At 32.1% G+C, this 24,511-nt stretch carries 23 protein-coding genes, 1 tRNA gene and 1 pseudogene; 12 read left to right on the top strand and 13 right to left on the bottom strand.

All coding sequences use genetic code 11. The features are described 5' to 3' along the window. Nucleotides 1-7: 7 nt before the first annotated feature. From AAGD26_RS01585 to AAGD26_RS01570, 4 genes and pseudogenes are all read left to right on the top strand, one after another. Nucleotides 8-478, top strand: coding sequence for a GNAT family N-acetyltransferase (locus AAGD26_RS01585; protein ID WP_341751947.1), 471 nt, complete (start codon nucleotides 8-10; stop codon nucleotides 476-478). Nucleotides 479-668: 190 nt separating this feature from the next. Beyond that, the gene (locus AAGD26_RS01580) at nucleotides 669-1,706 is read left to right on the top strand and encodes an IS630 family transposase (protein ID WP_341751946.1); all 1,038 of its coding nucleotides are present in this window, start codon (nucleotides 669-671) and stop codon (nucleotides 1,704-1,706) included. Between the two features lie 584 nt (nucleotides 1,707-2,290). Beyond that, nucleotides 2,291-3,553 carry a group II intron reverse transcriptase/maturase gene (ltrA, locus tag AAGD26_RS01575; RefSeq protein ID WP_341751141.1) on the top strand — a complete coding sequence of 421 codons (1,263 nt, stop codon included), beginning with the start codon at nucleotides 2,291-2,293 and terminating at the stop codon, nucleotides 3,551-3,553. A gap of 82 nt (nucleotides 3,554-3,635) precedes the next feature. Continuing rightward, nucleotides 3,636-3,860 (top strand): annotated as a pseudogene (locus tag AAGD26_RS01570) (DDE-type integrase/transposase/recombinase); the annotation flags it as partial. Here AAGD26_RS01570 and AAGD26_RS01565 read toward each other — a convergent pair. The 6 genes from AAGD26_RS01565 to AAGD26_RS01535 form a co-directional block, all read right to left on the bottom strand. After that, complete coding sequence (locus tag AAGD26_RS01565; RefSeq protein ID WP_341751945.1) at nucleotides 3,825-5,009, bottom strand: hypothetical protein; 1,185 nt, start codon at nucleotides 5,007-5,009, stop codon at nucleotides 3,825-3,827. The pseudogene AAGD26_RS01570 and the gene AAGD26_RS01565 overlap by 36 nt on opposite strands. A 538-nt stretch (nucleotides 5,010-5,547) precedes the next feature. Beyond that, the gene (locus AAGD26_RS01560) at nucleotides 5,548-5,856 is read right to left on the bottom strand and encodes an HU family DNA-binding protein (protein WP_341751944.1); all 309 of its coding nucleotides are present in this window, start codon (nucleotides 5,854-5,856) and stop codon (nucleotides 5,548-5,550) included. 497 nt (nucleotides 5,857-6,353) lie between these two features. Continuing rightward, nucleotides 6,354-6,587 (bottom strand): helix-turn-helix transcriptional regulator, encoded by a 234-nt coding sequence (locus AAGD26_RS01550; protein ID WP_341751283.1) that lies wholly within the window; start codon nucleotides 6,585-6,587, stop codon nucleotides 6,354-6,356. A gap of 16 nt (nucleotides 6,588-6,603) precedes the next feature. After that, complete coding sequence (locus AAGD26_RS01545; RefSeq protein ID WP_341751284.1) at nucleotides 6,604-7,419, bottom strand: hypothetical protein; 816 nt, start codon at nucleotides 7,417-7,419, stop codon at nucleotides 6,604-6,606. A 193-nt stretch (nucleotides 7,420-7,612) separates the two neighbouring features. After that, nucleotides 7,613-8,362 (bottom strand): DUF1376 domain-containing protein, encoded by a 750-nt coding sequence (locus AAGD26_RS01540; RefSeq protein ID WP_341751285.1) that lies wholly within the window; start codon nucleotides 8,360-8,362, stop codon nucleotides 7,613-7,615. A 491-nt stretch (nucleotides 8,363-8,853) separates the two neighbouring features. After that, nucleotides 8,854-9,114, bottom strand: coding sequence for a hypothetical protein (locus tag AAGD26_RS01535; RefSeq protein ID WP_341751286.1), 261 nt, complete (start codon nucleotides 9,112-9,114; stop codon nucleotides 8,854-8,856). Between the two features lie 237 nt (nucleotides 9,115-9,351). Between AAGD26_RS01535 and AAGD26_RS01530 the strand changes: the two genes are divergently transcribed. The 3 genes from AAGD26_RS01530 (at nucleotide 9,352) to AAGD26_RS01520 (ending at nucleotide 11,154) form a co-directional block, all read left to right on the top strand. After that, the gene (locus AAGD26_RS01530) at nucleotides 9,352-9,600 is read left to right on the top strand and encodes a hypothetical protein (protein WP_341751287.1); all 249 of its coding nucleotides are present in this window, start codon (nucleotides 9,352-9,354) and stop codon (nucleotides 9,598-9,600) included. A gap of 293 nt (nucleotides 9,601-9,893) precedes the next feature. Continuing rightward, nucleotides 9,894-10,445 (top strand): recombinase family protein, encoded by a 552-nt coding sequence (locus AAGD26_RS01525; RefSeq protein WP_341751183.1) that lies wholly within the window; start codon nucleotides 9,894-9,896, stop codon nucleotides 10,443-10,445. Next, a complete protein-coding gene (locus tag AAGD26_RS01520; RefSeq protein ID WP_341751943.1) occupies nucleotides 10,405-11,154 on the top strand; it encodes a hypothetical protein in 750 nt (249 codons plus the stop codon). The genes AAGD26_RS01525 and AAGD26_RS01520 overlap by 41 nt, the downstream gene beginning before the upstream one ends. Here the strand turns inward: AAGD26_RS01520 and AAGD26_RS01515 are convergent. After that, nucleotides 11,116-11,206, bottom strand: a tRNA-Ser gene (locus AAGD26_RS01515). The two genes, AAGD26_RS01520 and AAGD26_RS01515, sit on opposite strands and share 39 nt — an antisense overlap. A gap of 302 nt (nucleotides 11,207-11,508) precedes the next feature. Here AAGD26_RS01515 and AAGD26_RS01510 point away from each other — a divergent pair. Continuing rightward, the gene (locus AAGD26_RS01510; RefSeq protein ID WP_341751942.1) at nucleotides 11,509-12,699 is read left to right on the top strand and encodes an IS256 family transposase; all 1,191 of its coding nucleotides are present in this window, start codon (nucleotides 11,509-11,511) and stop codon (nucleotides 12,697-12,699) included. A gap of 43 nt (nucleotides 12,700-12,742) precedes the next feature. Here AAGD26_RS01510 and AAGD26_RS01505 read toward each other — a convergent pair whose 3' ends face one another. The 5 genes from AAGD26_RS01505 to AAGD26_RS01485 form a co-directional block, all read right to left on the bottom strand. Further along, nucleotides 12,743-13,402, bottom strand: coding sequence for a hypothetical protein (locus AAGD26_RS01505; RefSeq protein ID WP_341751941.1), 660 nt, complete (start codon nucleotides 13,400-13,402; stop codon nucleotides 12,743-12,745). Nucleotides 13,403-13,459: 57 nt separating this feature from the next. Next, nucleotides 13,460-16,384, bottom strand: coding sequence for a hypothetical protein (locus AAGD26_RS01500; protein ID WP_341751940.1), 2,925 nt, complete (start codon nucleotides 16,382-16,384; stop codon nucleotides 13,460-13,462). A 57-nt stretch (nucleotides 16,385-16,441) separates the two neighbouring features. Then, nucleotides 16,442-16,708, bottom strand: a complete 267-nt coding sequence (gene tnpA / locus AAGD26_RS01495) for an IS200/IS605 family transposase (protein WP_375331720.1) — start codon at nucleotides 16,706-16,708, stop codon at nucleotides 16,442-16,444. 99 nt (nucleotides 16,709-16,807) lie between these two features. After that, nucleotides 16,808-17,131 carry a hypothetical protein gene (locus tag AAGD26_RS01490; RefSeq protein WP_341751939.1) on the bottom strand — a complete coding sequence of 108 codons (324 nt, stop codon included), beginning with the start codon at nucleotides 17,129-17,131 and terminating at the stop codon, nucleotides 16,808-16,810. A gap of 13 nt (nucleotides 17,132-17,144) precedes the next feature. Next, a complete protein-coding gene (locus AAGD26_RS01485; protein WP_341751938.1) occupies nucleotides 17,145-18,023 on the bottom strand; it encodes an Rpn family recombination-promoting nuclease/putative transposase in 879 nt (292 codons plus the stop codon). Nucleotides 18,024-18,148: 125 nt separating this feature from the next. Between AAGD26_RS01485 and AAGD26_RS01480 the strand changes: the two genes are divergently transcribed. After that, nucleotides 18,149-19,186 carry an IS630 family transposase gene (locus tag AAGD26_RS01480; RefSeq protein WP_341751937.1) on the top strand — a complete coding sequence of 346 codons (1,038 nt, stop codon included), beginning with the start codon at nucleotides 18,149-18,151 and terminating at the stop codon, nucleotides 19,184-19,186. Here the strand turns inward: AAGD26_RS01480 and AAGD26_RS01475 are convergent. Continuing rightward, a complete protein-coding gene (locus AAGD26_RS01475) occupies nucleotides 19,178-19,879 on the bottom strand; it encodes a class I SAM-dependent methyltransferase (protein ID WP_341751936.1) in 702 nt (233 codons plus the stop codon). The two genes, AAGD26_RS01480 and AAGD26_RS01475, sit on opposite strands and share 9 nt — an antisense overlap. Nucleotides 19,880-20,476: 597 nt before the next feature. Between AAGD26_RS01475 and AAGD26_RS01470 the strand changes: the two genes are divergently transcribed. From AAGD26_RS01470 to AAGD26_RS07255, 3 genes are all read left to right on the top strand, one after another. Further along, nucleotides 20,477-21,091: a tetratricopeptide repeat protein gene (locus AAGD26_RS01470; protein ID WP_341751935.1), complete on the top strand. Its 615-nt coding sequence runs from the start codon at nucleotides 20,477-20,479 to the stop codon at nucleotides 21,089-21,091. A gap of 322 nt (nucleotides 21,092-21,413) precedes the next feature. Then, on the top strand, nucleotides 21,414-23,264 hold the full coding sequence (locus AAGD26_RS01465; protein ID WP_341751934.1) for an AAA family ATPase: 1,851 nt from the start codon (nucleotides 21,414-21,416) through the stop codon (nucleotides 23,262-23,264). Between the two features lie 827 nt (nucleotides 23,265-24,091). Then, nucleotides 24,092-24,499 carry an MFS transporter gene (locus tag AAGD26_RS07255; RefSeq protein WP_410520623.1) on the top strand — a complete coding sequence of 136 codons (408 nt, stop codon included), beginning with the start codon at nucleotides 24,092-24,094 and terminating at the stop codon, nucleotides 24,497-24,499. The last annotated feature ends 12 nt before the right edge of the window (nucleotides 24,500-24,511 follow it).

Here is a 24,511-nt window from a genome sequence, read left to right as displayed (position 1 = left end):
GATTACAATGAATCAAAACCTTACCCATCGCAAAGCCACAATTGCTGACTTAAGAACAATTGTTAACCTTCTTTTAGAAGATGAACTTGGACAAACAAGAGAACAGTTTTCAGCAGAATTGGATCAAGCTTATATTGATGCGTTCTACAAGATAGATAGTGATCCACATCAATATTTGATGATAGTTGAAATGAATAAAGAAATAGTTGGCACTTGCCACCTGACTATCATGCCATCGCTAACTTTCATAGGTTCAACTAGGATGCAAATTGAAGCTGTTCGTATCTCAGAAAAGTATAGAGGAAAACATTTCGGTGAATGGATGATGAGTATTGCAATGAAATATGGCAAATCAAAAGGTGTCTCCATTGTTCAACTCACAACTAATAAAAAACGTCCAAGAGCCAAACAGTTCTATGAAAAACTTGGTTTTGAAGCAACACATGAAGGAATGAAATTATATAGTTCTAATGAATAATAGCGTTATTATTTTAAATCACTTAAAAATCTCATGATTCCATAATTTTTTTTAAAACTCTTCTATTGGCAGTATATTTATTTCTCGATTATCTAGGCATATTTTCCTTGAATTATCTTCTAAGCAAACTACATATACTGCTCGTAAATGAAGAGTTGAAGGAAGAGAAGAAAGAAGCTAGAATATGATAATGGGAAATATTTTAACATCTGAACAAAGAACGGTACTGAAGTCAAGTCATGGTAATGAACGAGATAGGAGAGTATGTGACCGAATTAAGGCAGTTTTGCTGTATGATAAAGGTTGGAGCTATGGAGAAATAGCAGAAGCATTGCTGTTAAGTGAAGAAGCTATAAGAAAGCATGTAAGAGATTATCAAAAATTTAATAAATTAGAGACAGCTACCGGTGTTAGTGCAAGTAAGCTAAGTGAGCTAGAAGAGAAAGAGTTAATAGAGCATTTAGAAATATGTAATTATGTTTATGCCAAAGATATCAGCAATTACATAGAAGAAAAATACGGTGTTACCTATACAATAGCAGGAGTAACAAAACTATTAATCAGATTAGGCTTTGTATATAAGAAGCCAAAGATCGTACCCGGCAAGCTTGATATAGATAAGCAAGAACTATTTAAGCTAGAATATAGTTTGTTAAAAGGTACTCTCAAGGCTAAAGAAGCTATATATTTTATGGATAGCGTTCATCCTCAGTATCAAACAAAAGCCCGTTATGGTTGGATCAGAAAGAATCAAAATAAAACTTTACCAACATTTAGTGGCTGGAAAAGGAAGCATTTAATAGGAGCAATTAATTTATCTGATTTGCAATTAGTTAGCACAGATAATCCTAAAGTAAACGGTGATTATATAATCAATTTTCTACAAAAATTAGAAGCAGAAAATCCTAATAAAGAGAAGATATATTTGATTTGTTATAATGCTGGGTATCATAAGTCAAAGAAAGTAAAGGAGTATCTAGTAAATAGCAAAATAGAATTAGTATTTTTACCTTCCTATAGCCCTAATCTTAATCCGATTGAACGATTATGGAAATTTATGCATAGAATTGTAACAAATAATAAATTTTACCATAATTTTGCTCAATTCTCAGAAGCTATAGATAGATTTTTTGCTAATATTGATAAATACAAAGGTAATTTGATTACTCTTATAACTGACCAATTTCAGACTATAACTTTTAATCATTTTGCCAACTCTTCAGGTTAATTGAGTATACAACTAGGACTGTACACGTACCTAACGCTAACGAGGTTTGGAGCGGAGATATCAGTGTGCCGTGCCAAGAGGCTTGAGAGATGAAGGTAGGTCCTTCGCAGTCGATTTACAGGAATAGGCTGCAAACCACTGCATGCGGCAATTGTTTAAGGGCATTGTCGTGAGCGATGCAGAAAAGGCATCCTTGAGGTGTCAGGTATAGACTTAAGAAGACGAACAACAGTGAACCACCGTTCAAGTGTCGAAAGTGCTTCAGATGATGTCAAAACCAAGGAGGTGATGTTGCTTTGGGATAAATTTAGCGGGAACCTGTTTACTGGCTAGGTGGCATCCGGCATAGAGGTGGCGTGAGCTTAAGTCAAGGCTTTCAAGCTGAACACGGGAACCTGTGCAACGATGTTAAAGGAAAGGTACAAGCGGAAATAAAACCGTGAGGCTGATAGTACTGATGCGTATACACAGGGGCGGACAGACATGTAGTAATGATGAAGTTGCTGTAATGGCAATGGAGTGAAGGTGTCTGACCATTTTAGCTGTTCATCACAGTGTCAACTAAATTTATTTAGGAGGAGCTTATGAAGACAGTAAAGCCTTTTGAAATTTCTAAGCAATATGTATGGCAAGCATACCAATGTGTTAAGAATAATAAAGGTGCAGCAGGAGTTGAACAACAAACTATGGAAGAATTTGAGCGAAACCTAAAAGATAATTTGTATAAGATATGGAATCGTATGTCCTCAGGCAGCTATTTTCCTCCTGCAGTAAAAGCTGTGCCTATTCCAAAGAAATCAGGTGGAGAACGAATCCTTGGGATTCCAACTATTTCGGATAGAATAGCACAAACTGTAGTGAAGATGGTACTTGAGCCATTAGTTGAGTCCATATTTGACGAAGATTCATATGGTTATCGCCCAAAGAAATCTGCACATGATGCCATAGCAGTTACAAGAGCAAGATGCTGGAAATATGACTTTGTTGTTGAATTTGATATCAAAGGTTTGTTTGATAATATCGATCACAAACTATTAATGAAAGCATTGGAGAAACATTGTAAGTGCAAATGGGTACTACTTTACGTACAAAGGTGGCTTAAAGCACCATTGCAAGATAAAGATGGAAATATTATTATGCGCGATAAGGGAACACCTCAAGGAGGAGTGATAAGTCCAATATTAGCAAATTTATTTTTACATTATGTATTTGATGCATGGGTAAGAAGAGAAATGCCAAGTGTAGCATTTTGTCGTTATGCTGATGATGGTTTACTCCATTGTCAGAGTCAAGAACAGGCAGAATATGTGTTACAAGTTATTAGACAACGATTCCAGGAATGTGGCCTTACGATACATCCTGATAAGTCGGGTATTATATATTGTAAGGACAATAATCGTCGTGATGAATATGAACGAATCAGCTTTGACTTTCTCGGATATAGTTTTAGACCAAGAAGATGTGTAAACAAACAAGGCATGGTTCATCCAAATTTCTTACCTGCGATAAGTAATAACTCTAAGAAAGCAATCATACAAACCATAAGGAGTTGGCACATTCAGCTTAAGAATGACAAGTCCTTATCTGAACTTTCGGAAATGTTTAAAGCTGAGTTAAGAGGTTGGTATAACTATTATGGGCAGTTTTATCCATCGGCAATGCACAACATATGGAAGCACCTGAATTGGTATTTGGAGCGGTGGGTTAGAAGAAAATATAAGAAACTTGCATGGCATAAAAGACGTGCAAGAGAATATCTAAATAGATTAGCAAATCTTAATCCTGAAGCTTTTATACATTGGAAATTAGGAATATATCCAAAGGCTAAAATGGTGGGAGCGGTGTGAGCTGAGAGGTTCACGCACCGTTCTGAGAGGGGCTGAAGCTGCAATGCTTCAGTCTACTCACCCTTATGTTCGAACTAATTCGGGATTTATGTACATGGCGGCAATTATAGATTGGCATAGTAGAGCTGTGTTGAGTTATAAATTGTCAAATAGTATGGATGTAAGTTTGGTAACTGAAGTATTGCGGGATGCACTTAACAAATATCCTGCACCGCAGATATTTAATAGTGATCAGGGCAGTCAATATACTAGTCATGAACACATTGAAATTTTACAAGAGCATAACATTAAAGTTTCGATGAATGGTAGTTGGTGCAGGACCTAATAATTCTTGTTTTAAAGATTCCTGCATAATAGGATCATTAAGCATTGTTTTAACAATTTCCGATTTACCTTGTGATGTAGCGTAATATAAAGGTTTTATTGCATGAAACTCTTTACGAGTATTGATCCCTGAATCTAATAATTTTTGCATAGATTCCGGATTGCCAGAATTCAAAACAGAAACTACTGTGTCTGATATATTATATGTACTAACTTTACCTTCTGAGTTTCTTATAGATATACTCATCATGGGTGTTTTTAATCCTGTTGTTAACTGTTGTTGTTTTTCTTTAGTGAAATTAGCTATAGAATTTGGTAAATCATTATCACTATCAATTTTTATAGAAATAGCATTCTTTAAATTTTCTCTATATTGTTGAGATTCCTGTACTCTTTGATCTCTAAGAGTCTGATGCAGTGGTTTGTCATTAGTATCAGATTCCTCCATCATTTCTGTAAATTCGCTAATTTCCATATTATGAAAAGTTGTATCGTAATATTTAATTTGAGCGTTTGGAGTAAAAATATCTGGCATTAATTCTTGTAGTCGTTTAATACCTCGGTACGTATCCAAGGCTTCAGGAGCATAATGACCACTATCACTACTAAGCATGTCTATCTTACCATTTGCATTAATACTTATCATACCAGCCATTTCTACCGGTCTACCTCCTAAAAATGAGGCATGAGTAAGTGTTGGATGCATGAGGTCATAGTGTCCTTTATGATTACCAATATATAAAGAACCATCTTTAGCTAATATGAAAGCTTGAATATCTTTAGTGTGTTTGCTTTCTTTACCTACAGTAGTTGCTGTTTTATTATTATTATCAATTAAAACTCTAAAGGTCTTGTCATAAAACAATTGATGATTTTTCAATTCATCCGCCCCCATTCTTAAAATTGGGTATTCATAACCATTAATAGTTTGTTTAGCTCTAGCAATTTCTTCAAGGTAAGGTGTAGTTTTATCAGACTCTATAGAGCCTACCACTCTGACTCTTACACTGTCAATAAGGTCTTCTGATAATTTACCAAGGTCATTCTGTTCTAGAACTACTGCTCGTTTAAATTTAGATACAGCATCTTTCCATCGTTGTTTTGAATCAACTTTAACAAAGTTATCTGCCATATAGATTTACTTGTTGCTATTAAATATCAGTATATAACATTCCTGCATACAATTTTATAAAATGAAACTTTTTTAGAAATTTATTTTCAATAGATACCTTTCAAAACTAATCATTTGAGTTCCAAGTTATCTAGGATAGATTGGTGTCAAAAGATACCGACACCGTGAAAAAAAGAAATTAATAAACAAGCAATTTCTAAATTAATTGAATGCTCCACATCAACACTTTACTTATGACTAAAAAGACGGAAATTATATAATAAGAAATAAATTTACACAACAACTTTAATAGTTGCAAATAAAGTTAGCCAAGCTGATTTATAGAATCATTTAATCTTAGTCACAAATTGTCCTTGATTGCTGGAATTCGTGTTTATTATTGCAAGCCGATACACTTAGCTTTTGCAGGCAATTCTCTAAAAAGCAAATCTATTGATTAGAAGTATATTTTATTATAACTTACTTCTTTTGGTATCGGCATCTTAATGATGATATCTTAAATCCCAATATAATGCAAATCAAACAATTTGATTATTCATTATTTCTTTATGCTTGTTGGTTTTGAGATTTTATGGCTATTACAAGCAGATTTTAGCTTTTCTCCAGCAGAGAATTTAGGTTGCACATAAGCTACAATATTAATTGTTTCACCAGTTCTTGGGTTTTTTCCAGCTCTAGCTGCAACTTTACTAGAGTAAAACTTACCAAAACCTACTAGCATTATTTCTTTACCTTCGGCAAGTATAGAAGTCACTGATTTAGTAAAGATATTAATAACCTTTTCAGCTTCACTTTTAGTACAACCTTCTCTATTTGCTATATACTCAATTAGTTCTATTTTGTGCATGGAAACCTCCTTGAGATTATAATCTAGTGTGATTACTCTCACTAAAAACTTAATAATAGTCGAAATCTAGAATTTTTAATACCTTAAATCAATAAATTTTTGTTATTTGACTGTAAGTTACCTAATTGAATGGCGTAATTTTAGTCATTAATGATAGAATAATGACTAAAACAAGTTAAAAATATATAATAAAGTAGAAAACTATTTAATATCGATGCCACAAAAATTAGGAAAGCCGTTAATTGGTAAATACAAAGGTCTTTATCGATATAGATACGGTGACTACAGAATACTTTATGAAATTTAGATAAAAGATAATTGCTCTTTCGAAACTCGCTTGTGCTGAGGGATTTGAAGGAGACGCGGAACGCAGAACCGCAGCGTACTTAAATGTACGTGAGGATTCGAGTACCGCATCGACGTACAAATCACCAGTAGAAGTAGAGTTTCGAAAGAAGTCTATTGATTTGTATTATCAGTAATAGGTAGTAGGCTACTTATAACAGTTGGTAAGAAAATAAAAAATCTAATAATTGTCGGTGGTGATAGATGCCAATTTTATTTTTAGCATTTGTTATATGTTTTTCTGCAGTTCTGTACGATATGCCTAGTCTAGCTGCTATGTGCTTTTTAGGAAAGCCAAGAGCTGCAAGTGTAAGACATTCCATAGCTCTTTGAGTAAGAATGAAAGACTTGCCTAAATATTTTACGTTAATTTTAGTTGTTTGCATAATATGGTTATTTTAGTTAGTTGCTTAAAACCCTTTCAGGAAATAATTCTGCCAAGCTATTGGGGCTAAAAATTTTTACGTATAAGTTATTGTTGTGTAAGTTTTGGCAGTATGAATTACTGCATCTTATACTACCTAGAACTAGGCTAACATAAAGACTTACAAGACTAATAAACTGTTCAAAAGATTCAAAGTGCCTAAGGTAATAGCTAATAATTTCCGGACTATTAGTTGATGGCAAAAAATAAAACCCTTCAATTTTATCTTTGGTTCTTTGGTAAATGACAAAACTGTTACATGCTTGCTGACTGTAGAATTGTATTAGAGATTGGTAGCTAAGATTTTTGTTTTGGCTATTGTCAATATTTTTGGTGCAAAAATTCCGGGTACAGAAGCCCATAGTTGTGCCATTGCTTAAAAATTGACGATAGCCAAATTCTTGAATCTGTAAGTTAAACGTACCAGTTAATTGGTCAATCAGTTTTGCTTGTAGTACATTTTTTACTAAACCAGTAAACACAACTTCATTGATTAAACACTGGTTCATTAGCCGCTCACTCATTGGATATTTAATCATTTTTTTACCATTTTGTTCATGCTTACTCTCACTATTTTTGTAAATTTCATTAGACTTCTCGCATAATACTACTTCTGCTGGTGATTTAGACAATGAGTCTAGACTCAAATCCGTAACAGAATTTGAGTACGCTGCGGATTGAGGTTCTGAGTCTCCGTCAAATCCTTGCACAGAAGCAAATTCTGCAAGAAGTCCATTAACTGGCTTCATTGAAGCAAGCTGAGGTTGAGATTTTTCTAAGGTAGTTTTGTTCATAATTTTTACTATAATTGCCTTTATTAATCACAGTATGACAAGGTTTTTTTATAAAACAATAGGCTTTTCATTGCATGAAATGGTCTTTTGTATAAAAAAGAAAGACTAAAACAAAAAAATAATTTAAATTATTTCATATTGTGAAATTTATTTTATCAAATGCACCTTTAACTTCCACTTACTACTACCCTGCCTAACAGTAACGTTTTATCTCTGGGGTGAAATAAGCAAATGATCTTGGGTGTTGAAGTTGATGCAGGCAAATGCGAGCTACTACTTGCTCGATTTTTTGGTAGATAAAATCTTTGCTAATACCACTTTCTAGCCATTCTATAAGCAACGACGCATCTACTGGTAAAACCATATCGTGCTTATTGAACAACCCTTGTAGCTTTTGAGTTAGTTCTGCTATTTCGGTTTTTGCTAATTTGGCAATCACTGGTGACTTATCCACAAGCCTATCATCATCCTCTAATCTTATATCAATATAATTATCTTTAGACGCGCGTGCGCGTAGGTAATACGATCGTATTACGGTCGTATATACGTTCGTATATACGGTCGTATCATTAGAGGGGGTATCTTTTTCCCCTGCAGATTCGATCAGTTGACTACGATATTTCTCCCATCTCTTTGCTATATTCAAGGAATTTTGTTGTGATACTTTTATAAGTTTTTGGCATTCGTTTTTCAACCCCAAATGTGTAAAGGTTTTATCAGAAAAAATGAAAAATTTTTGCAAAATTTTTTTATAATTTTGCCATTTTTTTAGCGAAATATTTAGAAAATGTGCTAATTTTTGGTCATTATTTGGCAATTTTCCACCACTTATCCACATATGTTCAAGTAGTCTAATGTAAATTCCTAATTCATCATGTCTAAGTAAATTAGTGCCATGAAGAAAAGATGATAGAGAAAAGGGTTTGCTCTTAGATTTTAACATAATAATCTCCTATAATTTTAGATAATTTAGCTGTAAAAACTCATAAAGAAACTCTCAAAAAATGGCAAAAAAAAACTATACGAGCGTATAGATCAAAAAAAAACCTAAAAAAATGCAAAAAAAATCCCAAAAAAGTTATAAAAAAATCCAAATTTCACCTCTTATCCACAGGGTAAAAAAACTTATCCACGTGATATCCACATATTATACACATATTCATCCACAAATTAATGCACGGATTTTGTGGATAACTTTTATCACTTAATACCTATAATTAAGAAGATTTTATTGATATTTACAACTAATAATAACCTTGCTATTTCGCTTAGCTATAAAACATATAATCAACTTAAATGATTATATGTAATAAAAATAACAACCTAGAAGTACAATGTTATAGATAAGCTAGTAAATATAAGATTATTCTCTACCACTTAACTAGCTTAAGTAATTGGTCGATAAAAATAGAGATTTATAACGAACTGATAGTATTAATAGCTAAAATCTATTTCAGGTTTGGGAGGGTTCTTTTTATTTTTTAATTCTTCTTCAAATATTTGGTCAGAAAGCTTAAAAAAAATGTTGGCATCAACTGCTCCCTTAGTAACCGTGTAAATTTTGATCATAGCTTTAGGTCCAGGTATTGTTTCTTCGTAGACATATTTATGTACTAAACTTTGATTCTTACCTATCATTTTAGCAAATTCTCGTACGGACACTTTAGACAGTTCTAACCATGTGAGTAATTTCATAACGATTAGCATTAATATTTAATCCTTACTAACAAAACACTATTAGTTGTCTAAATACAAAGAATTTAAGAAAATTTTTCAAATCATGAAATTTTTTTATATATAAAACCAAATAAGACAGGAATTTATCAGTTATAGATCATTTCACGTTATGAAATGGCTATTGTAAATCAAAAAAAAATAGTTAACAGTAATATAAAAACAGTAGGACTAAAAGCTTAACAACAGGGGAATATTATGCAAAATGCTTATATACAGCAGATGATAAAAGAAATAGACAGAGATAAACGTTCGTCTGAAGAAATTTACACAGCAATTGTTAGCAAACTAACAATTATGTCTAAAGGTAAACTTACAGACCAAGAACTTCACACAGCAGCTAGAAACCTAATAGGTTTTTGTCAGGAGATTACCGATTATAAGATAAAAAAGCAAAGGGATGAGCAAAGTAAGATGAAATATGATTTAAAAAAAGCCCCTATTTAGACTTAGAGCGTAATAATTTAAAAAACTGATTTTCCTACCATAAGAACACTAAAAAGCCGTGTAATAGCCTTAAAAGAGCTAAAATAATAGTTTAATAACAAACCAACTGATGTAGCACACTACTAAGTGTCAGAACAATTTATTTACAATAACCAAAAATTATTAATACTAAAAAAATGTTACACTTGGCTCTAATACTTAGGTTACTTGGATAATTTAATGCAAACTCAACTTGACTCGTCCAGTATTTAATCTATCTCTGAATGCATAATACTTTTATCTAAGGAAAAAATATGCCAGACAAAGCAACAAAATCAATAATTTTAGTTCGTGTTTCAACAAGGGAGCAAGAAGAAGGGTATTCAATTGAAGCTCAAAAATATAGATTAGTAGAATATTGCCAACGTAAAAATCTTGAAGTTATCGAAACTTTTGAAATTATCGAATCTTCCAGCAGAGGTGATCGCAAACAATTTAAAGAGATGATCAAATTTGCTAAAAGCCATAGAGAAACAATTGCTATAGTTGCTGATAAAGTAGATCGAGTACAAAGAAGAATCTCAGAAATTTCATTACTAGAAGAACCAATAAAAGCTGGTAAGATAGAATTACATTTTAGAACAGAAGGTTACATAATAGATAAAGATTCTCAGTCTCATGCAAAGCTAATGTGGGGGATGAACGTATTGATGGCACAATCTTACGTTGATAGTTTAAGTGATAACGTTAAAAGAAGCCTAGATCATAAATTGCGTAAAGGAGAGTGGATAGGACCAGCCCATCTTGGTTACCTAAATAGCCGAGATGAAAAAGGAAAGTTTAGGGTGGAAGAAGAAGCCTTTTAAATATGGTGGTAAGGATTTTCTTTTTAGAGGATTAATCACCTGTGCAGTAACTGGTAAAGTTGTAACAGCTGAAACTCACAGCAAAACATATTCAGATGGCAAAGTGGACGAATGGACTTATTTAGGTACATGGGATCCAAAGAATCCAAACAAAAAGATTTATGTAAGAGAAGATGAGGTTTTAAAGCAGGTAGAAGAGGTTTTTAAAAGAATAGGTATAAGAGACCCAGAAATGCTAAAAGAGACTCTAGCCTATTTAAAAAACACAAATGAACTAAAGAAAGATGAGCATGGGCAAGCAACAGCTGCTTTAAAGAAAGAACATACCGAAAATGAGAATAGATTAAATTCATTAATAGATTTGCGACTCAATGGAGAACTTAGCACAGAAGAATTTCAAAGAAAAAAACAACAATTAAAAGATCGCCAATATGAAATTGCTCGTTTAATTAAAGTTTATGAGGAAGCAGACGATAAATTTACTGATACCGCTACAACGCTAATAACTCTAGCATCTGAAGCCTATGAAACCTTCAAAGGTTCTGAAATGCCCCAAAAACGCAAAATGATAAATTTCGTATTTCAGAACCTCAAGCTGAGGGGCAAAAAACTTGAGACCTCTCTACGTTTCCCGTTCGATATTTTTGAAAAAACGACAACTTGTACCGAATGGCGGAGAGAGAGGGATTCGAACCCTCGATACGGTTAACCCGTATAACGGTTTAGCAAACCGTCGCCTTCAGCCTCTCGGCCACCTCTCCAAATCATAACATGATTATATTATGAGTCACTTATAGCATTGAATCGTTTATATTTCTATAATTATTTTATATAAGTTCAATAGGGTAATTTAAAAGTCACAATCAATAGTTGATGCGCATAGTGTATACTAGGGTTCTAATACTGTCTTAAGAGTCAAGGATTAAAATAGGATTAAAGATAGAATTATTTTTAATTACTCCAAAGACAATATGTAATAATTTACGGGTCTATCATAAAGATTGTGTAAGTTGAAAAAAGTAGTAAAAATAAGATTACGAAAAAACACTTACATGAGGTTAATATGAAGAAGAAAACAAAAACAATAAATCAATCTGTAGAAAAAGTAGTATCAGAACTCTTGTCACAAAGCAATCCATCAGAAATTTTTGGCAAAGATGGGATATTGCAAGAGTTAAAAAAACAACTAGTTAATAAGATTCTAGAAAAAGAGATGGAATCTTATATTGGATATGAGAAGCATTCCAAGGATGAGAAAGAATCTGAAAACAGACGCAATGGTAGTTATGAAAAGACTATAATAGATGAAGATGGTCGGAATATAACAGTAGATGTTCCAAGAGATAGAGAAGGAGAATTTGAACCCCTATTAATTCCTAAGGGAGTTCGACAATTTAAAGTGTTTGATGAGAAGGTAATATCTCTGTATGCAAGAGGTATGACTACAAGGGAGATACAAGGACATTTAGAGGAAATCTATTCTACCAAAGTATCTGCAGAATTAATATCTAAAGTAACTGACGGAGTTTTGGAGGATATTATAAATTGGCAGAATCGTCCCCTTGATAGTATATATCCGATAATATATCTTGACTGCATAGATGTTAAAGGAAGAGACAACCACACTATAATAAATAAAGCAGTTTATATAGCTATAGGTGTTAATATGGAAGGTAAGAAAGAGTTACTTGGTATTTGGGTTGGCAAGAATGAAGGTTCTAAATTTTGGATGCAAGTGGTAACTGAGCTAAAGAATAGGGGAATTGAAAAGATATATGTTGCTTGTGTAGATGGTCTAAAAGGCTTTCCTGAAGCTATAAATAGTGTTTTTCCTAAAACTATTGTACAATTATGTATCGTGCATATGGTTAGGAATTCTACCAAGTACGTGTCATATAAAGATTTAAAATCGGTAACAGCTGATTTAAAGAAAATTTATACAGCAATAAACGAGGCGGAAGGGATTAGAGAGCTACAAAACTTTAGTAAAAAATGGGACGAAAAATATCCAGTAATTTCTGACATGTGGCAACGTCTTTGGTCAGGTATAGCCCCGCTTTTTAGCTTCCCTGAAGGGATTAGAAAGGCAATATATACTACTAATACTATTGAATCAGCCAATCGGCAAATAATTAAAGATTGGTCAGTTGCCTTGAATCAATTTGCCATACTTTGTGGTACTGATGACCAAAAATGGGCAAATGTCGATCAAAGATGGACTAACTCTGACATCATACTTACACAATCTTTCTGATAGACCCGTGGGATTCACAATTTGTCTTCCTCATACTTACATTTTATCTTCTCGAAATCGTGTTAGGTGGCTTTAATGTTTTAACAAAACTATTTATAGGCATATTATTATTCTGATCTCCTACCACCACGTAGCTAGCTAATGCTTCAGTTGCTGCTTGGAGCTTAGAATCTTGTGCTACACTTGATAATTTAATACGATTCAGTGGTGGGCTTAATGCAGGATTATCTTTAGCTAATTGTTCTAAAGTAGTTATTAGATATTTTTTTGTTTCTTCAGGATCATTGTTTGCCCCTTTATTAGTGATTTCTCGAGAAATGGCTAATTTGTCAACAAATTCATTAATTGCTTTATCAAACTTTGGATTATTATCAGGATATTTTTTTGCTATAGCTTTGACGCATTCCTCTATTTGCCGTTTATCAGCTTCGACAGGATTGGTATTATAAAGTGCTTGTAATTGCTGACCTTCTTCTAGACCATAATATTTTAAAAAAGTAAAGGTAACTCCTTTATCATAAAGTATTATAGCATTCTGTGACGTTAAATCAATGATTTTTTCTATGCTAAGATTTTGCATATCAGAAAATGTAGCATTTTTACTGTTACATACAGAGAGTACATTTTTAGATGTTAGAGCTTCTATTTTCTCCACTTCAAAATTCATCAGTTGGTCAAATGCGGTATATTCTTTGTCATACATAAACTGTGCCGCAGGTGATATCAGCGCTTTAATTTTTTCTGTCTCTAGACCTTTCATCTAGTCAAATGTGGCATATGTATTGCCATAGTAAAACTGTTGTCCAGACCATGTCTTTTTGACATACTTTTTACCATACATAAATTGTGCATCAGATGAAGTAAGAGCTTTGATTTTTTCTACTTCTAGACCTTTCAGTTGATCAAATGTAACATATTCCTTATATACTTCATGTGCATCAGATGAAGTAAGGGCTTTGATTTTTTCTACTTCTAGACCTTTCAGTTGATCAAATGTAACATATCGCTTATATACTTCATGTGCATCAGATGAAGTAAGGGCTTTGATTTTTTCTACTTCTAGACTTTTCAGTTGATCAAATGTAACATATCGCTTATATACTTCATGTGCATCATATGAAATAAGGGCTTTGATTTTTTCTGCTTCTAGACCTTTCAGTTGATCAAATGTAACATATCCCTTATATACTTCATGTGCATCATATGATGTTAGATATTCAATTTTCTTTGCTTCTAAATCCTTTAACTCATCAAATGTGATATATTTTTCCTTATATGCAGTCATGGCAGCCTGTGAAGTAAGAGCCTTGATTTTCTCTACTTCTAAATCCTTTAACTCATCAAATGCAATATATTGTTCCTTATATGCGGTCATAGCATTATTTGAAGTAAGAACTTGGTTCTTTTCCGTTGTTAAAATTGTCTTTCCTTCTTTAAGGATACTAATTATTCTCTTAGTTTCTTTACCTTGATTTATAGATATAATTTGATTGGTTTGTTCTGCTAAATATACCTTTAATTCTTCCTGTAGTTCAGTTAATTGTATGCTTTGTCCTACTACTGACTGACAATCTGCATCACCATAATCATATCCTTCCAGCATGAATTCTCTAGACGTAGTATTTGCTGTTTTGAAATATTCAGGGGTTTTCCCACCTGTTCCGATAGTTACTCTTGAAACCTTGTTGTCTTGAGTCACTTGTTTAGCAAATTCTTGTAACATAGGTACAACAACCGCATCGTCTCTTAAATTTCCGGATTCTTTATTACGTAGATTCTCCCATGAATCAAATGTAAAATTACCTTCTTTGCTCAGCCAAGCATAACCTTGTCCTACTATATCATAGTGATTATAATCTATTTTTCCCTTTGCATTAATAGGCTTACCTGAAATTTTTGTATTTTTATCTTTCAATAATACATAAAAACCATTATTCTCCTTTGTAATACCATCAATTACACACTTCTCAGAATTTCCGCCTATTGATTGACAACAATTAGTGATGTTACCCAAAATATAAGCTCTTGGATCATCAATGGGTAATTTAACTAAATGATATCCTTTAGTATTAACCTGAGTGCTATTATCTGTCTGCTGAATCTTATCACCACTAATGACTATATTTGGCAAATTATCTTTGGTTTTACGTTTTGGTGCAACCTGCAGACATTTATTAAAAGTATCTTCTGACAACCTATATTGATCACAAAGTGCTGCTAATTCTTTATATTCAGTCGCACGTTTATAGGTAATCTGTGATCTTATTTCTATCGCATCATCAATAGTTATAGGAGGAATATGCCCCTCTCTATTCATTAACTCAGCCTTCTTTAATTCAATTTTATCGGCTGATGCAAAGAGATTCATTGCCTTCTTGCCGCTTACTTTAATCAAACTTTGCCATGCATCTAAAGTGATGTTTTTCCCATCTTGAGGTAAATGAAAAGTAGAAAAACTATCATGTACTGGTTTTCTTACTTTGTCTAAACCTTTGTCATGTAAGAAGTTGTTAAAAACTGTTACTATATCCTGTGGAATAATAGCGTTATTTTGCTTTTCAACATTGCCTCCAAAACAAACCACCATATCGTAGGCATGTTTATTGACTAAATTATTATTGAATGTATTATTTTGTTCTACATGATCAGCCACTAACTTACTAAACTTGAAGGCTTCTATAAATTGTTTCCTAGCAACTTCGTGTCTAGATAATCGTACTACTTGTTGCATTTCTAGGGTTTGTAATTTTTGTTCTAATGAGGTAGTCTCTCTCTCAAACTTCATCTTTTTTAAACAAGATAATTCACTATTAGTTTGACTAGATGGCTTGATACTACTAGCAGCAAGCTTGTCTTTTACTTCGTTTAATTTATTATTAAGCTCTACTAATATGTTACTTTGTTCAGTATTTTGTAATTTTAGTCGTCCTGCAATTTGCTCTAAACTATCTTTTTTATTCTCTAAAATCTTTTCTTGATTAACTAAATGTTCTAGACGTTTTGCATCAGAGTTTACTATTTTTTGTTTTAGATTTTTAATCTGTTCATTTATCTTTTCAATTGCTTCCTTTTGCTGTCCTGCATCTTTTTCACAAAAATCTATTTGCTCTTGAATAATGTTCTGTTGTTGCTCTAAATCTTTCTTCTCTTGTGAAGATGGTCTTTTAGGCTTTGACTCTTGTGTAATTTTCTTTATCCTTTGAGTAATATCTTGGTCATTCAAAGATACATTGTCTTGCTGAAATTTCGTAAATTCTTTATCATCTATCTTAAGGTTGGCAATTTGTTGTTTATTTGCTATAATCTTTTCATGGTACTCCAAAGACTTTCTCAGCATATTCTCTTTTTGCGATAGATTAACAGTGTTTAACTGTTGCTCAAATTCTTCTGAACTGGTAAAACCAAAAAAATTATACTTGGCTTCTTGTTTATAAAATTCTGTTGTAATATCTGCATCACTTTTAGTGATTATTTGCCTTGAACTTGCTTCCTGTCCAATAACGTTTATAACTAATTCTTTTGTCAGATTGGGATTATATTGTAGACAATAACTCAAAATGTTACTAAGTTGCTGTTGTTGTAAGGGGTGCTCCCCTTCTTGCAGCTTATTAAGTTCCTCTATAGATTTTGTTAGAACATCTGCATTTGTATTGAATAATAAGTTATGTATTAATTCTAATTTCATATTTGTAGCCTTTTTATAGCAGTTTTAATATTCTAGTCATTTGGCACTTATTAAATCTCAATGATCTAAATTTTTACTTTTATATTCGCTTGTCATTCTTATGCATATCTTTTTCATCATACCACAACTAATCATAACTTCATGATCCTGCATTAAATATCCTTCCTCTATCTTACATTCCTTTTGACCCGCTAAACGATGAAACACTTCTTTTAACTCTTTCCTAATTAATCCAAATATCGTTTTCTTGCGATATTTAGGTGTAAAAACAACATGGTACTTACATTCCCATGTACAGTGGTTTAAACTATTATAGTTTGGCATATACTTTATCCTTCCTGATTTTGCTTTGAACGGCAAAATCATTTAGGGATATCTTTAGTATATGTCAAACACTATGATTCCACCGCTGAAAGCGGTGGCTTAGCATTTGGGATAGTTATTATTAATCATCTCTTCTGTAGGTATATTTACCTGAGGATTAATTGTAACATCTGTTAATAATGTAGGATTAAGCTTAGAATGTTGGGTGTTTTTATTGGCTTGCTCTCTAAATGCATCATTAATAAACCATGCAGTAAGATTTGGATTACATTCTACAGCGTAAGATAAAATTTCGCTAACTTGCTCTTTCGTTAAGTTTCCTTGCCTAGGATCATTAGGATTATTAAGCAAGTTAACAGCTTTTTCTAAGTTCTTTTTGTTATCACTAAACAACAAAGTATTTAACAATTGCAAATATATCATAAAGTCCCATCAATTATTTTAGTAGTTTGTTGATTTCTTCAATAATTAAACCAGTAATATTAGCTATATGCTCAGATGTCATATTTTCTTTAAGTAATTTTCTAGCTATAGTTATTCTTTCTTCATATCTACCTTCCTCTCTACCTTTCGCTATACCTTTTTCCAGTTGTTTCTTTAGAGTATTAGCTTCGATACGTAACCATTTAAGATGGTCTTCATAGGCTTCTCTTTCTTCGTCAGTAAAGTTCATAACATCTAGCACTGTTAGAGCTTTTTTTAAGGCAACATTGTCTAATTCTTTAGGTAAATTATCTTTGTTAAGTAGGTCATGTCTTGTTAGAAAAGCTGTCCACATGTCTAGAGAGTTTTTTACTTTTTTCAGTATATCAGGTAATTCCTCATAAGAATTATCAGTAAACTTATTAAGCTCAATAGTATGTAATTCGAGGTCTTTGAAATATAACAAGCCACTATCTTTTTCTACTATATGAAAAACATTGTGATACTTAGTTACATTCGTAATAGAAGTAAAGTTTAGAATATGAATACCAATGGCTTTGCTTAGGGTAGAATAGTCCTGGGCTACCTTTAATTGCTCAGTATATAATTTAGCCCAATAATATAAAGCTTGCTTATCATAATCAGCTTCATCGCTAATTTGAATTTCAATATTGAACCTTTTGCCATCAACGGATTTGGCTTTAACATCTAATATTGAGAGTTTATCATTCTTAAAGTTCTTTGGATTATATGGATTAAGCAGCGTTACCTCTGCCACTTGATCCTCTTGTCCAACGATAGAATTAATCAAGGATATCAGCAAGTCCTTATTCTCTTCTACACCAAAGATTTTCTTAAATGCCAAATCAACTCGAGGAGTTATTTTATCCATATATGTTGCTATTAGTAGTTGTCAATTATAAAGCTAGTATAGCACAGAAATTATAAAGCACTAAGTAATATACTGCTCGTAAATGAAGAGTTGAAGGAAGAGAAGAAAGAAGCTAGAATATGATAATGGGAAATATTTTAACATCTGAACAAAGAACGGTACTGAAGTCAGGTCATGGTAATGAACGAGATAGGAGAGTATGTGACCGAATTAAGGCAGTTTTGCTGTATGATAAAGGTTGGAGCTATGGAGAAATAGCAGAAGCATTGCTGTTAAGTGAAGAAGCTATAAGAAAGCATGTAAGAGATTATCAAAAATTTAATAAATTAGAGACAGCTACCGGTGTTAGTGCAAGTAAGCTAAGTGAGCTAGAAGAGAAAGAGTTAATAGAGCATTTAGAAATATGTAATTATGTTTATGCCAAAGATATCAGCAATTACATAGAAGAAAAATACGGTGTTACCTATACAATAGCAGGAGTAACAAAACTATTAATCAGATTAGGCTTTGTATATAAGAAGCCAAAGATCGTACCCGGCAAGCTTGATATAGATAAGCAAGAACTATTTAAGCTAGAATATAGTTTGTTAAAAGGTACTCTCAAGGCTAAAGAAGCTATATATTTTATGGATAGCGTTCATCCTCAGTATCAAACAAAAGCCCGTTATGGTTGGATCAGAAAGAATCAAAATAAAACTTTACCAACATTTAGTGGCTGGAAAAGGAAGCATTTAATAGGAGCAATTAATTTATCTGATTTGCAATTAGTTAGCACAGATAATCCTAAAGTAAACGGTGATTATATAATCAATTTTCTACAAAAATTAGAAGCAGAAAATCCTAATAAAGAGAAGATATATTTGATTTGTTATAATGCTGGGTATCATAAGTCAAAGAAAGTAAAGGAGTATCTAGTAAATAGCAAAATAGAATTAGTATTTTTACCTCCCTATAGCCCTAATCTTAATCCGATTGAACGATTATGGAAATTTATGCATAGAATTGTAACAAATAATAAATTTTACCATAATTTTGCTCAATTCTCAGAAGCTATAGATAGATTTTTTGCTAATATTGATAAATACAAAGGTAATTTGCTTACTCTTATAACTGACCAATTTCAGACTATAACTTTTAATCATTTTGCCAACTCTTCAGGTTAATTGAGTATACCATTTAGCTGTAGTGAAAGATGATTCAAAATCATGGAGAATGCACAATCCGCCACCTTTAAGAGTCCTTTTACATGATTGTACAAATTGGACTCTTTCCGTAACTTGTAAATGGTGTAATCCATAAGCCACTATTACTATATCTGCTATTCCCTTTTTAAAATAATTATTATCATGACTACCACAAAAAACTATTTCGTTGTTATGGAAAGCGGCTTCACACATTTTATACGAAACGTCAATTCCTATAACATTAGGTGAGCGATTCTTCCAAAGCTGCTTAGCTTTTCTTGCTAATGTACCGCTACCCGCTAAAAAATCTAAAATTAACAGATTTTCATTGGTAAGTAAGTTTCTTGGTATTAAAGAAAATAGTTGTTTCCAACCTTTTAGCCTAGTATTTTTATACCTTACATCAGTTTGGAATTTATTATATAATTGGCTCATGTTACGGTGGTCAAAGCCACCTATATCTAATTTTGGTAGATGACGTAAAAATTCTGATTCTTTAAAAGGGTAATTATCTTTATCAAAATACTTATCTACCGCTTCTTTACTTTTACTGTGTAATCTACATAACATTTTATCATTTATGTTTCTTACACTTACATTAATAATCTTTTCTGATTCTTTAAATGCTGTGTAAATACTTGCATCGGATAAATCTACATAGTTATTTTTCATTTCTACCTCTTTGACTTAATATCAACTTTTAGATTTAATTAATTTTAAGTATAACAAAACTAATATTTTAAGTATAATGATATAGTGGACATGAAAAATCAAGACAAAAATATAATAATTTTATTTTATAACGATCTGAAAAAACTGAACAAAAAAATAGAGTGAGTTGTTTCTTAATTAAAAATAAAATAAAAGATAGAAAATTAGGAAGAAATATGAACGCCAGCTTAGGATAAGGTCAAAGCATGATGGAAAGAATTTAGTCCTTTCAAGTTAAATTTTGAAATAGCATAACCTGTAATACAAGCCAAAATATGGACTAAGAAATTAACAGGGTATCTATTTTGTAAATTGTAATGAACTATTGACCCACTATTGTAACAAATTCTGACCCCATTGATAAGTTGTATAAAAGCTATATCTTCAGGGGTTTTACTGTTATGATAAGAGGGTCACTTATAATTACAATAGAGGGGCAAAAACACATTACAATTTACAGTCTGTAAAGCTGAATTACCTGATCATGCCAAGATTGCAGAGTTAATAACGGCTTGCTATACTAAGGTAGCAGAAAATCTTGAGTGCCAAGTTAGCAGTTTGCCTATTGATGAAGACAAACTTGATCAAGTTTATTATCACAAAGCTATAAAGTATCTAGAGGATTATCAGGACTCTCCTGCCTGTAAGAATCTTAAGGCTATAGCCTATAGTTGCTTAGCTAATATAGTTGAGCAGAATGGTGAAAATGGGGCATTGGCTTACTATGTAAAAGCTATAGAGGCGAATAGCCATTTACCAAAGATATATGAGAAACTTGGTCAGCTATTTTTTAACAAAGGTGAATATGCTAAAGCGATTGACTGCTATAAAGTAGTTAATAATGAATTTGAGATAAAAACATGTTTTAAAGCATGGTTAGAACAAGATAAAAGAAATCCTGATATAATGCTAAAGCAGGCTGAGTATTTTGAGTCTATAGGTTTATTTGAGAAAGCTAAAACATATTATCACGACGCATTCAGCCTAAGTCATGATGAAAATTTTAAGGCTGCAGCTCTTAAGAAAATTGGTAATATTATGGCTAATGTTGCTGCTCAGGGGCAGGATTTTATCACTAGAGCAGATGAGCATGATTTTTATAATTATGAGCTGGTAAATGAAGAATTTACCAACAATTTACTTGGCGACTCAGGTTCAGAATGTGATTTGTAATGCTAAAAGATTGCAAAGCAGTTTTGCTGCAAATATACGTTTTACCAAGTCCGTTGGGTTTTTTAATTAATATCTGTTAAAACCCTAGTTTAGAAAAAGACCTTAATTAGTTATCCAATATTTTTTTCAATGAACACAATTATGATAATTAGGCGATGTTGTCACGAGATGTAATTCTATATTGAATCAAACTTATCTATACTATATCATATTTTTATTGAAACAGCATATTACCACATTTTATTAAAACTTAATCGGTAAAATAATTTATTAAAATTTAACTAAAAACTTTGGTATAAGAATATAAATATAATTGAATAATATGATAATTGAACTTTCAAACACTAACACACATGTCAAGGGAACTGACATTGTTAAGGAGAGTAATAAGCTGCCTAAAATGCTAGTAGGTACGGATGAATTCTATGACTTAGTAGTTAATAGTGATGTATTTGTTGATAAAAGTCTAATGATCAAAGAATTATTAGAAGATAGCGGTAAGGTTATCCTAATCACTCGACCAAGACGTTGGGGTAAAAGCTTGAACATGGATATGATCAAGAAGTTCTTTGAAATAGAGGTGGATGAGAGAGGTAAGCCTTTAGCTCAAGAAAAGAGAGTAAATTATAAACTCTTTACTGGAGGCATAGTAGATTTGGGCTTTGATGAAACCAAAGAGCTACAGCCTTTAAAAATATCCATTCATAAAAATATAATAAAGCGTCAAGGCCAATTTCCAGTAATATATATAAATTTTAAAGAAGTGAAGGGGAGTAATTATAAGGAAATTGTTAGTAGCATTATAGATCAAATAATAGAATTATACGAAAGATTTAATTATTTAGAACAATATATTCAAGAAGATAATAAATTTTTCAGTATTCCGCAAAAAGTAAAGTTAAAAAATTATCTAAGTGGTGATATTAATATAAGCTATTTAAAAAATAGCCTGAAGTTTTTAAGTCAAATATTGTATAAACATTTTAAACAAAAAGTATACATATTAATAGATGAATATGATACACCAATTAATAATGCGTATTTAGAATTTGGTCATAAAACAAAAGAATTTGAGCAGATTCTTAAGTTATTTAGAGGAATATTTGGGAGCAGCTTAAAAACGAATCCCTACTTAGAGAAAGGAGTAATTACTGGCATATTACGGGTTGCTAAAGCTAACTTGTTCTCAGACTTGAATAATGTTACTGAATATACTTTACTTGATGATGATTTCTCTAAGTCTTATGGCTTTACCCAAGCAGAAGTGGATGAATTATTAACCAAGGTGTCAACTAATACTGATCCAGAGAAGATTAAAGATTGGTATAATGGTTACACCTTTGGTGGAGAGGTAATTTATAATCCATGGTCAATCATGCAATGTTTAGCACACAAAGGTAAGCTCGATCACTATTGGCTAGATAGTGGCGGAACAGCTTTAATAGATAAAATACTGCTATCCGATGAAATGCAACAAGATTTACAGAACTTAGCTGCTGGAAAAAGTATTATCTCACCTATTACTAAACAAATTAGTTTTGCTGACATCAATAAGCCAATAGGACTATTTAGTTTGTTATTATTTAGTGGATATTTAAACCCTACAGTTCAAAATTCAGAAGAAAATATATATGAATTGTCAGCACCAAATCGGGAAGTAAGGCACATATATAAGGCACGGATGCTCCAATGGGTTGCTAGCCAGTTAAAAATTGATAGCTCTAGATATTATTCGTTTATTAGTTTATTGCCAACAGGTAAAGTAGAGGAATTTAAAGAGCGTTTACAAGAATTGTTGCTAAATTCTACTAGTTTTCATCAAACAGGAGAGAAAAAGGCAGAATTATTTTATAGCGGCTTTATGCTTGGTTTAATTAATATGTTAGCACCTAGTTACATAATAGCAAGTGAACAGGAGTCGGGAAGTGGCAGAGCTGATGTGATCATGATCCCAAAAGATGGTAAAGGAGATAAAGCAATTATTATTGAGTATAAGATAGCTAAAAATACAGAAGATTTAGTCTCAGTAGCTAAAATAGGATTGAACCAGATTATAGATAAACAATATGATGTAAAAATAAGGCAGTATCAATATGTTAAGCAAATACTCAAAATTTCTATAGCTTTTTGCGGTAAGAATATGGAGTTACAATACCAAGTTACAGAGCTTTAGTAATAGACTGTAAGCGTTTGAATAACTAATAATTTTACGTCTATCGTGGTTCTGAAATTGTCCACTACGCCCCGCCAATCCCTATCAGGGTTTCAGGATTTTCTTACTTTACTAAAAATTTCATATGTAACTTCTCAGACAAATTTCCTGAAATTTGACCTACAAAAAAATCTATTCGTAGAAAATACCAGTGTAATATAGATCAGCTCTTTAAAGACTTTTTCCCATAACCCTTTTATATAGGATTAGCTATATTGCCATTGCTATTACCGCTATAAGCTGTAAGTTTTTGGGTAATAGTAATCACCAATAAAAAAACTGAATCTTTGAGCGTAGGCAAACTAGGTTTACCTAGTTTGCCCAAGTGCGGGTAGAGGGATTCTAAAAGCAAATTCTAAAACCTAACTTGTAACTACATAGTTTATTTTATTGGCAAGCTTTATATAGGCAGCAGAATGCTCCTTAAGTGGGTTGTTTAGGTAGGGTAGGGGGGTGAAGAAAAGAGAGGTAAAAAAAGAAAATGGTTTATCTAAAAAATAGCTATAGGTGGAAAATATTAATTGATTGTAAAATAAACGAACTGTATAAATTTAAGAAAAAGTAGCTATAATTTTATTGAACTGGTAGTAAGTTAAACGTATTACAAATTACTTTATTAAAAGTAATTTTTTTGTAATAATAACTGCAAGCGTGAAAATTGGTACTCCTAATTAACAAGTTGTTTCTGAATTTTACAAAGATTATTTTTATGCATTTATTACTATTTCAATTATGGAAATTTTAGTGGGAGCTGAGATAGATTTATTTGTTCCATGTAAGCTTTTTGCTTGGTTGGAGAGGTAATTTTTCTATATTTGTTGCTACTGGGATTAATTTGTTTGGTACTGGGAATATTATTCATTCCTAAAAGTCAAGTAAACTATAATGTTAAAATATCACTAAGAGAATATAATGTAATTTTTAAATCAAAGAAGACTATCTATTATTTAATAATCGCAATTTTTATTTTGCAGAGTTATTGGGTTTTTATTGCTATTTCTCCTATATACTATATGCGAGACCTAGGAGTACCTATTCAACAATTTGGTTTTTATCAAGGAGTTATGGCGGCAGTATGTTGCATTGGCAATTTTTCTAGTAGTTATTTTTTGAAAAGATTTGGACAAAAAAAATGTTATAAGAGGGTACTTAATTTTGTCTTAGACTCTTTCACCTATCAAGTTACCCTCTTATAACTACTTATAACA

This window comes from Candidatus Tisiphia endosymbiont of Piscicola geometra, assembly GCF_964026415.1.
Taxonomy (GTDB): domain Bacteria; phylum Pseudomonadota; class Alphaproteobacteria; order Rickettsiales; family Rickettsiaceae; genus Tisiphia.
Note: the sequence above shows the minus strand (reverse complement) of the source record. Positions and strands in the feature narration are given on the sequence as shown.